The 12184-nt window shown below is 38.0% G+C and carries 8 protein-coding genes; 1 reads left to right on the forward strand and 7 read right to left on the reverse strand.

All coding sequences use genetic code 11. The annotated features are described in order from the left end of the window. The 7 genes from ACNOGP_RS04210 to ACNOGP_RS04240 all read right to left on the reverse strand — a co-directional run bounded on the left by ACNOGP_RS04210 (window position 1) and on the right by ACNOGP_RS04240 (window position 11212). Complete coding sequence (locus ACNOGP_RS04210; protein WP_418214148.1) at window positions 1-1674, reverse strand: PKD-like family lipoprotein; 1674 nt, start codon at window positions 1672-1674, stop codon at window positions 1-3. A gap of 17 nt (window positions 1675-1691) precedes the next feature. Next, window positions 1692-2372 carry a DUF4843 domain-containing protein gene (locus ACNOGP_RS04215; protein ID WP_418214149.1) on the reverse strand — a complete coding sequence of 227 codons (681 nt, stop codon included), beginning with the start codon at window positions 2370-2372 and terminating at the stop codon, window positions 1692-1694. Between the two features lie 9 nt (window positions 2373-2381). Next, on the reverse strand, window positions 2382-3908 hold the full coding sequence (locus tag ACNOGP_RS04220) for a RagB/SusD family nutrient uptake outer membrane protein (protein WP_418214150.1): 1527 nt from the start codon (window positions 3906-3908) through the stop codon (window positions 2382-2384). A gap of 16 nt (window positions 3909-3924) precedes the next feature. Further along, window positions 3925-7272: a SusC/RagA family TonB-linked outer membrane protein gene (locus ACNOGP_RS04225; protein WP_186966213.1), complete on the reverse strand. Its 3348-nt coding sequence runs from the start codon at window positions 7270-7272 to the stop codon at window positions 3925-3927. A 136-nt stretch (window positions 7273-7408) separates the two neighbouring features. After that, window positions 7409-8578, reverse strand: a complete 1170-nt coding sequence (locus ACNOGP_RS04230; RefSeq protein ID WP_418214151.1) for a FecR family protein — start codon at window positions 8576-8578, stop codon at window positions 7409-7411. A 31-nt stretch (window positions 8579-8609) separates the two neighbouring features. After that, a complete protein-coding gene (locus ACNOGP_RS04235; RefSeq protein WP_186966212.1) occupies window positions 8610-9119 on the reverse strand; it encodes a sigma-70 family RNA polymerase sigma factor in 510 nt (169 codons plus the stop codon). Between the two features lie 44 nt (window positions 9120-9163). Beyond that, a complete protein-coding gene (locus tag ACNOGP_RS04240) occupies window positions 9164-11212 on the reverse strand; it encodes a helix-hairpin-helix domain-containing protein (protein ID WP_418214152.1) in 2049 nt (682 codons plus the stop codon). Window positions 11213-11357: 145 nt separating this feature from the next. On the opposite strand from ACNOGP_RS04240, the gene ACNOGP_RS04245 reads away from it, so the two are divergent. Continuing rightward, on the forward strand, window positions 11358-11936 hold the full coding sequence (locus tag ACNOGP_RS04245; RefSeq protein WP_195629386.1) for a DUF4294 domain-containing protein: 579 nt from the start codon (window positions 11358-11360) through the stop codon (window positions 11934-11936). The last annotated feature ends 248 nt before the right edge of the window (window positions 11937-12184 follow it).

Genomic DNA, 12184 nt, shown 5'->3' on the forward strand with positions numbered 1-12184 from the left:
TTATTCATAATTGTAAGTGATATCCACTATCTTACCAATAGGCTGATTAGGATCTTCGTAAACACAAATACTTCTCTCTTCACGAGAAATATCACCTGCCATTGTCAACTGTATTTCTACAACCACCCCCTTCTCACCTGTATTGATACCAAGCCCAAGACACATTCCTAATTTTTCCTTATATTCTCCCTCCACTTCCTCATCATTTTCTTCTCTCACACTTTCGGGATCCTTAAATTTAAGACTAGCAATTTGTGACGATGAATCGACTTCATAAGCATAAAGTTCTGTCACTTGCCCACGGTCAAGGTTGATACGATACAATTTATTACCGGAAGCCATAAATATGATATTTGCCGTATAGGCATAAGAAGCAGCAAATTTAGCTGTTTCTACATCCACCTCCGAAGGGACAGCTATTGTATATTTAGCAGCGCAAGTAGGATCCTCATTTTCCCAATCCGCACTAAACTTAAAGACCGTGAGTTCTTTTCCGTTGAAAGGAGCAGTGACAGCATAGGCATAATTGCCATCGCTTCCTCCGGTAATTATATCTTTCACTTGTAACGACGGGTCTATGGCATCCGGATCAAAAACATTAGCGTCATCTTCCATTGAATAAATGCTCACCGGCTTTTGGTCGCTCCAAGGAGTTCCAAACCTACGTATATTTTGTGTAGCCTGATTCCCCATATAATCAAAAGTACCAGGAAGAGAAGCATTAAGAAAACAATGGTTTACTTTATCGAAAAACAACAACCCACCTTCATAAGAACCAAAAGCGGAAATAGCAGGATACTCGTTACCGCTTTTCACTGAGTATGGAACGCAGAAAGCATCCATAAAAGCACAATATGCCTTTCCATTATTCACAAATAATTCGCCATGAGTACTCATTTTATAAGATTCAATCTTTAAAGATTCTCCCTTATTGACCGGTTCAAAAAGTATTTTATCAGATCGGTATATTGGTTTCAACGTACTCGGAGTAAATAATGACAAATCACAATCTGTAACTAACATCAATGCCGGAATTACCTTAAAACCTAAAAAAGATAACATGGTTGCCAAATCCGAATTTCCATAATTTTTTCTTGCACTAACAGCCAAAGGTTTTCCACTAAGTGGAAAAGCCTGATTCAATTCCGACTTAAATACATCAGAATAAACATAATACCCCTCTGGAGTACCTTCGATAGCTCCTAATATACCACTTTCTTCCTTTTCTTGTAATATAAACCAACAAGGATTTAAAGGTCGAATAATAGCAACTTCCCCAGTCTGATACCAAGTTGTTCCGTTCTTCCTATCTGTAACTACTACCATTAAACCTATATTTTCTGATTCATAGGGTTCAACCGTTATCTTACATTCTTTTCCTACAGAATAATCTTCATAATCGATCATTCTTTCCGAACCGGCCTTTACTCCTTTCTTGGTCTTTTTCCATTGAAATACAAGATTGGCTTCATTCTGCTCTAACGTTTGAGAAATCTCCGGTACAATAGATACTTCCACCGCTTCGTCTTTCGGCATACGTAACTTTGTTTCAGGTATTTTGACTTCCATTGAATTTACTTCATGATAATCATAATCCCCTTTATCATCATAGCAGCTTATCTGCAACAAAGCTACTACAACAAAACTTATTATATAGATGATATACTTTTTCATAATAGTTTCTTTTAATCTTATTCAAAACTTATTTCATTTCCATCTTCATCCAAAATAGGAGGGTTACCTTCTGCTTTATAATTTGCATAAGCATCTACAACTTTAGCCTTATCGGCATCAGTATCTTCTACATCTTCCGATGTATGTCCCAATATATCCATCATAAACATATATTTGGCATCACTATAGTCTCCCCATTCCCAATCCCACTCATCAGGTTCAATTTCCCATCTCACAGAAAAAATTATCTGATTCTTTTCTACCAACCCTTTATCAAACTTATGTGCAGAATTATCTAAATCAAATTCGAGATTACAACCATATAAATTCTTACCTTTCTTCATTTCCGGACGAGTAAATCTAAAATAAAAGACCTGATGGATAGTATCCAAAGAAGTATATGTATACTTATCGTTCAATAACACATCTACAGAATTTTTATAATTACTGTTCGGAGTTACTTTTACACAAAAATCACGGCTTTCTTTCAAAAGATCCCCTTGAATCTGTACGGTAAAACTATCTACTGAATAAGGTTCTTTCTTCACATAATCCGTATCAATAAGAATACGTAAATGTGTATTTCCATAAAAATTAATACGAGGTGTCTGATTGTACAGCTCTATTTCATTTTCACTGCACCCCATATATACACCACTGATAAGAATCAGTAAAGCAAAATATATAATTCTTTTCATAATGCTTCATCATTTAGAGTTATTTCCAAAAATATACTCATTATCCGGCAGAGTCACCTGATAATGTGCATCGGTCATAGCTTCTACTCCACAACCATAATAAGTACTATAATCATGCGCTTTCAAGAAATAGAAAAGTTGCCCCTCGGCAAAATACTCTTTTCTATATTCTTTCATAATTTCATTGACGCGCTTAGTCTGTTGCTTATTCTCTTCCGAAGCAGCATCAACATTATCATAGCCATCGGTTAGAATCTCGTCATTATAAGAAATGCCCCGCGCAAAACGGACTGTATTCAATGCTTCGGCGCTCTCCGAAGGAATAGTGGCACATTCCGCTACGATATAATACATTTCCGGCAGACGAATCAAAGGTACCGCATTAGCTCCAGAATAGTTATAAGACACTGTCAGCGGCTTTTGATTATACTTTCTACTAAAAACGACTCCGCTTCCGTCTGAAGAATTTACGACAGTGAACATCACAGCCAAACGTCTCCAATCCGTATTACCGGCTCCTTCAGTTTCATAAAATAATTCATAATTTTCTTTTGAAGTCATGAAGTGATATTCCGTATTGACACTTTCCATATCCATACCATTATCCGAAAGTAAATTAGAAAATTCATTTACTGTTATTCCGAAAATCTGCTCTGCATATCGTATGGAATTATAATTAGCAGCCGTTTGTGATTTATATAAAGTAAAATATTTAGAAGCTCCAATTACCTCTCTGGCATATTCCACAGCCAATTTCCGGCTTTCCACATCCCCTTTATAACAATATACACGAGCTAACATTGCTTTCACAGCATACAGATTCATCCTGAACTCACGATTCACAAGAAAATGATTCTTATCTTTGTATGCTTCATTTTCATGATCTGTAAAAAAGTCACACGGGTCATTCTCTTTCAGAAGTTTTTCAGCCTCATTCAAATCTTTCAAAATAGCGTTTACCACTTCATCTGCTGATAGAATAGGAGTAGCATCTTTATTGAAAGCTATACGATAAGGAATAGCCTCAGACGCAGGATTCTTTTTATAAACCGGACCAAACAAACGTAATAAGTCAAAATGAAGAAAAGCCCGGAGTCCGAGAGCTTCTCCTTTCATAGTTTCATAAAATCGTTCCGTTACCAATACGTCTTTATTCTTATCTACATATTCCAGAAAATTATTAATATTGGCGATGATAGTATACATATCTGCATAAATCCCGTTCTTTTTACTTAAGAACTGATTTTCATAATCAAACACAATACTTTGATTAAAAACGGTATTCGTATTATAACCGGGATAATTTGTATATAAACCTGCCAATTCATCCAAATATCCATAAGTCAAATCTCCGGCATATAACTCTCTTGTTCCTAATTTTAAGTAAATACCCGTAAGAGCATCCTTGAACCCGGATTCCGATTCAAATTGCTTATCGGCAGGAATAGAAGTTTTCGGAGAGACATCCAACCAATCACTGCAGGACACAATCCCCAGCACCATTGTCGTTAATAGTATATATATAATATGTTTCATACAAATATGTTTTTAATTAGAAACCTACATTCAAAGAAAATGTGAACTGACGTGAGTAAGGATAATATAAACCTCTTTCACGTTTTACAGTAGACAAGTAGAAGAAATCTTCCATATTGAAAGATACCTTAGCCGAACTCAATCCCCAATGGCCGATAAACTTAGTATTCGTACGGTCCATACGATAATAGACCGATAAAGAACTTCCCTGAAATACATTTTCATCCATAATAAAACGGGAAGTAGCCTTCGTTTCCCATCCCGTAGAATTAATAGCACGGAACTGTGCCTTATCACCCGGGTTCATCCAACGGAGTTGAGATACTCTGCGGTCAGCATTATATTTCAAATTCGCATTTTCCACTTTATCAAGTAAAGTCTGATTGTATACCTGACCACCAAACTGATATCTGAAACTTACATCGGCTCCCCATCCCATATAAGTAAAAGAGGAATTAATATATCCTTGCCATTTAGGTTCCGTATTACCAATTGGTACTACATCATTCGCATTCCAATTGACAGCACTTGTCATTTCTCCATTGCGTTTCAACAAAATTTCATCTCCAGAAGCCGGATCAATACCCAACGAACGCACTACCCAAATACGGGAAAGAGATTCTCCTTCTTCATAGCGGGGTAATGGCATATCTTTTAGCTTTAATGAATTCTGATCATTCATGTGTTTCATCGCTTCTGATATTTTTAATAATTTGTCAGCATTATGCGAACCGTTCACCATAATGGTCCAATAAGCTTGTTTGGCAGTATTCTTATAAGGAATAGCAGAAAGACTGATCTCCCAACCTTTATTCTCTATCTTACCGATGTTCTCGGGATATTGGGGAAAACCAACGGAAGGTGCAAGACTAACCTGAGTAATCATATTATCGGTTATTTTACGGTAATATTCTATACGAGCGGTAAAACGCTGGTCAAATAGTCCCAGTTCCAACGCTAAATTGGTACTTTTGGTAGTTTGCCATTTTAAACTTTCATTGTGCATTGCCAGAATCTCCGAACCGGTAGCATCTGATGAATAATAAGGCAGCAGCAGGTTAGCATATGTATAATACCCATGTGCCTGATAAGGGTCAAACCCTTGTGAACCGGTAGTACCATAAGTACCTCTCAATATCAGGTCGGAAATAAAAGAGACGTTTTTCAAGAAGTTTTCTTTCTTTAAATCCCAGCGCAATCCAGTCGACCAGAAAGGAGCCCATCGATTATCTTTTCCAAATTGAGAAGAACCGTCCAAACGTATATTGAAATCAAACGAATACTTATATTTATATGAATATCCTCCGGCTGCTACCCAACCGATAGACCGACTGGTGCTTTCCAAACCGGTTACTTTTTCATTATACTTTTTACCAAATAATAAATTATCCATATTATCATTCGGGAAACCTGTAACATAGTTACCAAAAGTTTCCGAAGTATTCTCTAATACACTCATACGGGCATTAGCTGTCAGATAATGATCTCTCAGTTGTTTATTCCAACTTCCTGTTAAATCTACTCCCCAACTAACCGATTCACTTTGGCTTCTGCGATAATCACCTCTCAGAGTAGGATCGGTCACATCATCAAACGCAGTATGTTGTGCAGGACGGAAAATATCGCGATGTCCTACACTTTTCGATAACGAAAACGCACCTTCCAAACGAAGTTCTTCAGTAGGATTGTATTCTACTTTAAAAAGCTCGCGTACAGCAAAATTCTTACTTTGATCCTTACTGTTGAATGTAGTGTTATACATCGGATTCAAGTAATTCGAATCACCTCCTATTCCTTCAAAGTTATCCAAACGTTTCTGAATTTCTCCATCTTCTCCATAAGGACGTAAATAAGGGTTCAAACGGGTATATTCACTGAAACTTCCCCACGGAGACTCATTAGCAACCGAATTATCAAGAGTTATACTATTCTTCAACAATACTTTCTTCAAACGATACTGAAAATCCAATGAACCTGTCAATACATCACGCTTACTGTCTTTCATTACACCCGGAGAATTATTATATCCGACATACATCCGATAGCGTAATGCCTCATCACCTCCTTCCAAAGTGACAGTGTGGCGTTGTTGAATAGAAGTCTGTAAAGGCTTATCCAACCAATATGTATTTACTCCCGCCAATACTTCACGCAATTTAGACTGATAAAGTCTCCACTTTTCCAGTGTTTCCCCGCCATACGTATAAACCCCTCCTTTCAATTCCGCATCCAGTTTCTCTCTTGCATCCATTAAATTATATCCTGTCAAATCCGGAGTTTCAATACGAAGTTCACCTCCGTATGTAACCCAGATACGTCCGGGTTTGGGAGTTTTACTTTCAATTACGATTACTCCATTCGCAGCACGCGAACCATATATCGCTGTAGCGGCAGCATCCTTCAACAGAACAATAGAAGAAACGCGGTCGGGATCCAAATCGGCTAGTGTCTGTATACCAATTTCAAAACCATCCATAATCAGCAACGGTTGATTTGCGTAAGTTTCATACTCACCTTGAACGGCAATAACATCATTATTGGCCGAATTGAAATCAACCGCACCTCTTGATTCCAAATCCATACTAGCACCGCCGCGCATACGCATATCAGGCAAATTGTTCGGATTGGAACCCATGTTTATATTATCAACGATACGCAGTCCGGGAGCAACGGCAGCCAATGCTTTAGCTACATTATTTGTACTGTATTTCTTCAAATCCTCCCCTTTGATAGTGACGGACGAACCGGTAAAACCTTCTTTCTTGCGGTTGAACATACCGGTCACCACTACTTCGTTCAATGCTTTCGTGTCTGTTTTCATCACTACCGACATATAAGAAGTGGGATTCAATAACTGAGTCTGCATACCCACATACGATACTCTGACCTGATTATCTTGTGGAACATCGGAGAGTTTAAAATTTCCGTTATTATCCGTAATGGTACTGATATTCGCATCCTCCACCATAACGGTCGCTCCAATCACCGGAAAGCCATCTTCTTCGGAAAGCACTTTTCCTTTTACTTCCCGTATCACTTTAGCGGTCTTTTTCGTGATATTGATAAACTGGCCGTCGATGTGATATTTCAACGGGTGCTTTCCTATAATCACCTTCAATGCTCCGTCGATTGTAGCTTTTTCCACTTTGCCTGTGGCTGTGTAAGAACTGATTTCATCGTAGATAAAAAGTACTTTATATCCCGATATTTTCTCCAAACGTTTAAAAACAGAAGGCAGCCCTTCGTTTCTAAACTCCATCGTGATCTGCTTCCCTTTTTCTTCTTGCGCCTGCGTATGCAACGAATATGCAAAAAGAGAAAGCAAGAACAAAACAATGAACTTCTGTGCCCGATTCTTTTTCATAAGCCTGAATAATAGTTAAGTAATATTTCATTCTTTAAATTGTATACGAAGTTTAAAAAAGAATGGTTACCCTTAAAAGGAGTTATTTTTCAGAAATATACTCTTTTATTCAGATTTATGTCTTTTTGCTCGTCTTTTATTCAATAATAAGCTTTCCTGTTTCCAAAGAAGCGGTAAAGCTCTCCATACGATTCAATAATTCGATCAGATGATAAATATCTTGGTGACGATTTGCAAAGAAATGCATCCGATAATCCATAATTTTGCTATTACGGAACTCTATATCTATATTATACCACCGTCCTATCTCTTTCATCATGTTAACTAAGGCAACATTGTCGAAATAGAAAAATCCTTCCTTCCAATACAAGAATGACTCTATATCAACTTCATTTACAACGTATGCTCCATCAGAAGACAAATGCGCACTCTGTCCCGGTTTCATTTCCACGGCATGTACTCCACAAGTATCGCTAACCGCTACTTTTCCTTTTATCAGCGTGACGCAAATTTCGGCAGGAGAATAACTTCTAACGTTAAACTCGGTCCCAAGCACACGAACCTGTGTATTACCGCTCTTTACGATAAAAGGATGTCCGGTATCTTTAACCACTTTAAAATAAGCTTCACCTTCCAACGTAACCACTCTTTCTTTTCCCTTGAAAACCGTAGGATAGCACAAACGGCTGTCCGAGTTCATCAGTACTTCGGTGCCGTCAGACAAAACAACCGTAAATGTTTGCCCCCTAGGAATACTCAATCTGTGTATTTGAACTTTAGCCTTTCTCATTTCCTTGTTTTCAGTCTGTACAGGACGATAATCCACTCCTTTTGAAGAGACTTGGGCAATAGTAGAAGGAAATGTTTGCACAATTTCTTCCAGAGGCTTGGCTTCTTTTTCATCGTCTACCTGCAAAGTGACTTCCTGAGCGGAAACTTTTGCCTGAAAGACTTGAATATGTTCCGGTTCCGATGAAAATAACATCCCACGCAAAACCAATACAACGATAACCGTTGCCGCCACTCCGGCAAAACTTATCCAAAAGAGAGAAGTATTTTTTCTGTGCTTATTATCTTCAGAATGTTTACGATGAAAATCAGCTAGCTCTTTCTGTGTATCAATTGCCAGTGTATTTTTCGCTTTCCGCATCTCTATGGCAAGCTCCGCCATATCACTGCATATCTGCATACATTCTTCATCTTCCTTTAAACTTTGTATCTGTCCGGAAGTGACACTGGAAGTATCCTCCATTATTTTCAGAGCTTCTTCTTCCGACTTACTTATATTTATATCTTTAGTGTCCATAAATCATTTATTCGATATATATATTTACGATTTAAAGTTCATCTTGGTTACCTTTTTGCCCTAATTCTTCACGGAGAATACGCAAAGCTTTTACTATATTTTTATGAATAGCAGCTACACTGACATTCAGTTCTTCCGCCACTTCTTTATATTTCTTGTTCTGAATGTAACACGCTTCCAGAATCCGACAATTATAAGGTGTCAGCTTTTCCATCGCTTTGCGAATAAGTAAAATACGATTGTCCGACTCATGAGAATGGGATTCTACGATCCGACTTGCCAACTGCGAAGCAAATTCCACATATTCTTCATGGATGTTTTGCTTACGAAGGTAATCGATACAACGGGTACGGATAATTGTATAAAGATAAGTCTTTGCCGTAGTTTCTTCTATCTTATCATAATTGCGCCACAAATACTCAAAGGCATCACTTACGATATCACGACAGACTTCAGCATCATTGATGAAATAGTATGCAAAATATACAAATTGCGCATACCATTCATTAAACATTTTGTCAAAAGTGGCTTTATCTTCCATGAATATCGTAGTCTCTTATTGTTTTTCCGATTGACAAAGATAGTTTAAAACTTAATACGGAGTTGCATTTGCACATCTGCTTTTTTATTTCCGCGTATCAAATCATTACCGGAACCTATCTCGTTACGATCTAGGTAGACCGTCTCTCCGAACTTGGTTATGAACAACCAGTGTTTGTTCGGTTCATATCTCAGCCGAATACTGTATCGAAATCCGCATCCTTGAAATGAAGGAGTATAAAATGTATAGAGTAGCCCTTTCTCGGATGCATATACGCGCGAATCATAACTGTCGGTATAAAAGTAACTGCCTTGAACGTCAGCAAACAGCCTGGCCCAAGGCAGTTGGGAGGATATCATCTGTGTAACCTGATATCCGATGTTAGCAGCTCTGTCCTGAAAATGAAAATGATTATAATCTAAAGTTGTACGACTGCTAAACACTTCTTTCAAAGAATAGTTCAAACGATAACGAAGTTGGTGGTGAAAGACAGGAAGTGTCAATGCTCCTTTACTACCCGTCCAATCACGCTCTTTTCGTTTATAACGGTACTTCAAATCCATCGAAATATTATTTTGCGGAGTAAAAGTAGATTGAAGCAGTACATCCGCTCCACGAGAAGCTTTATTGACTCTGTATTTTTTCCACGGAAAGAAAAACAAGTCGAATGAAGCAAAAAACCTCCAACGGGCAAAAGGAGAGGTTTCCAACCCGAAATAATATCCCTGCTCATTCTGGGTCGTACTTCCTTCCCCAAAAGAATGAGCGAACATTGCCCAATAATTATAGGAATAGAACCGGTGTATCAACATAAGTCTCGTGTTCTGAACCGGTGAATATTGCAAACGGTTCAAAGAAGCCCAACCTTGTTTTCCCATCGCCGTCTCTCCCTGAAAAGAAAAACGATGCCAGCGATAAGCATAATCTACTCCCAAGTTATAAAAGTTATTCCCATGAAGATTGTATTTGGAATAGCCTGTTAATTCCGGTTCATACGGTCGGTTGAAAACATAGTAAATACCGGTGATACCCAACTTGATACGGTTCTGTTGATAAGTTATATTTCCACCTGCCGACTGTAATGTGAACAAGTTCCGCTTATCCGCTTCTTTCCGGCTCCGATGCAGTCCGGTTTTATAAATAGATGTAATCTCTCCGTCGGTTAGCACTCCATCCTTTTTCCGATGTGAATAAAATGCGGAAACATCCCAATGATTATCTACACTCACCGTAGCCGCCACTCCCCGAAAGTAATTGTATTCGTCCGTAGAAGAGTGTTTCTTTATTCCACCGCTACGATTATTGAAAGAAGAAGCATAGATCGTTTTCCCCATCAGATAATCCGTACTAACCACTAGCCCTTGACCGAAACTTAACCGATAGTTACCAACAGCTAATGTTTTCAACCGACCACAGTTTTTCAACAGCAGATAAAAAGAATAATAATCATAGCCGTACCGATTATGCAAAGCTCCGAAAGGCTCTCCCGCATCTTTCTCGACAACCACTCCCGCATAAAGCCGATCACTATATCGAAAACCATATTTCACAGAGTTATAAACAGAAGGTCCCAGATAGGTATGTTCATAACCTTTACGCTTATAAAACGGTATATCCATGCGGGTTAGCACTTCATGCTTACCATATTTAGCTGCACTTTTCAACATGGTTTTCCACTGAAAAGCAGGTTCATTGTTAATAGCTTCTACATAAACAAAAGGCAATAGATACTGGATAGTCTGCCTGTCTATATCCTCTACCAACTGAAGTTCATAAATAGTTTTCATCTGTCCGTGAATATAGATATATGCCAACAGATGTTCAATCTGAATATCGCTCAGAAAAGGAAATTGTTCAAGTTGTTCACGAGTGGCGATATTCAAATTAACCGGTTCTTTCAAACGACCGGAAAGTTCTTCCAATTCATTTTCCCAATTCAAGGTATTCACAGAGTTATCAATATCATTATTAACAGATAAATCTTCGAGAATATCCTCTAAAAGACTTTCAGCGGGGTTTTGAGCACTACAAGCAGGAATTATGAACAGGCTGTTTATAATACTTATCAACCGGATTAGTTGAGTAGTTTTCATCAATAAAAAGTATTTTATTCCTTGCTTTCTTTGCAGACAAGGGCGCAAAGATACTTTAAATAGGTTAACATCTTTGTGAAAAGACTAAATAATAAAATTTTAGTTCTATTTTTGTACCGTGAAAAGAAGGCTTAACATAGTAGTAATGACGCTGTTTGCCATCGTTTGCTGTTCGCTGAAAACGCAGGCGCAGGAAAAGCAAAGCATCAATGGATACTTGGTTCCGATGTGTATCTACAATGGAGATACGATTCCATGTGTCCAGTTAAGAACTGTGTATATCTTCCGTCCGCTGAAATTCAAGAATGAAAAAGAACGCAGAGAGTACTATCGCCTCATACGCAACGTGAAAAAGGTATATCCTATCTCTAAAGAAATCAACCAGGCTATCATCGAAACTTACGAATATCTTCAAACTCTGCCCAATGAAAAAGCACGCCAAAAACACATCAAACGGGTAGAAAAAGGGTTGAAAGAGCAATATACCGCCCGAATGAAAAAACTCTCTTTCGCACAAGGGAAATTGTTGATAAAGCTAATAGACCGCCAAAGTAACCAAACCAGTTATGAACTGGTGAAAGCATTTATGGGACCTTTCAAAGCAGGATTCTATCAGGCATTTGCCGCACTGTTCGGTGCTAGCCTGAAAAAGGAATATGATCCGCAAGGAGAAGACAAGCTAACAGAACGTGTGGTTTTGATGGTGGAGAACGGACAAATCTGATACATTATCCACTAATTCACAGAAGCTATTAACTCAACTGTTGATAACCGAATTGCCGGCTATTAATAATTGAGTTTTCAAGTATTAATAACTGATCTGTCAAGTATTAACAGTTGAAAACTCAGCTATTAACAACTGACAAGCAACTTATTAATAACTGTTCTGACAGCTATTCACATTAAAGTTACCGGATAGTTATTAACAAAATAAGAACCTTTAATAATCAGAGAATTAACTAAATAATAAAC

This window comes from Bacteroides difficilis (genome assembly GCF_048319815.1).
Taxonomy (GTDB): Bacteria; Bacteroidota; Bacteroidia; order Bacteroidales; family Bacteroidaceae; genus Bacteroides; species Bacteroides zhangwenhongii.

Coding starts and splice junctions, on each gene's coding strand:
- ACNOGP_RS04210 (WP_418214148.1), bottom strand. CDS start 1,674: ATGAAAAAGTATATCATCTATATAATAAGTTTTGTTGTAGTAGCTTTG.
- ACNOGP_RS04215 (WP_418214149.1), bottom strand. CDS start 2,372: ATGAAAAGAATTATATATTTTGCTTTACTGATTCTTATCAGTGGTGTA.
- ACNOGP_RS04220 (WP_418214150.1), bottom strand. CDS start 3,908: ATGAAACATATTATATATATACTATTAACGACAATGGTGCTGGGGATT.
- ACNOGP_RS04225 (WP_186966213.1), bottom strand. CDS start 7,272: ATGAAAAAGAATCGGGCACAGAAGTTCATTGTTTTGTTCTTGCTTTCT.
- ACNOGP_RS04230 (WP_418214151.1), bottom strand. CDS start 8,578: ATGGACACTAAAGATATAAATATAAGTAAGTCGGAAGAAGAAGCTCTG.
- ACNOGP_RS04235 (WP_186966212.1), bottom strand. CDS start 9,119: ATGGAAGATAAAGCCACTTTTGACAAAATGTTTAATGAATGGTATGCG.
- ACNOGP_RS04240 (WP_418214152.1), bottom strand. CDS start 11,212: ATGAAAACTACTCAACTAATCCGGTTGATAAGTATTATAAACAGCCTG.
- ACNOGP_RS04245 (WP_195629386.1), top strand. CDS start 11,358: ATGACGCTGTTTGCCATCGTTTGCTGTTCGCTGAAAACGCAGGCGCAG.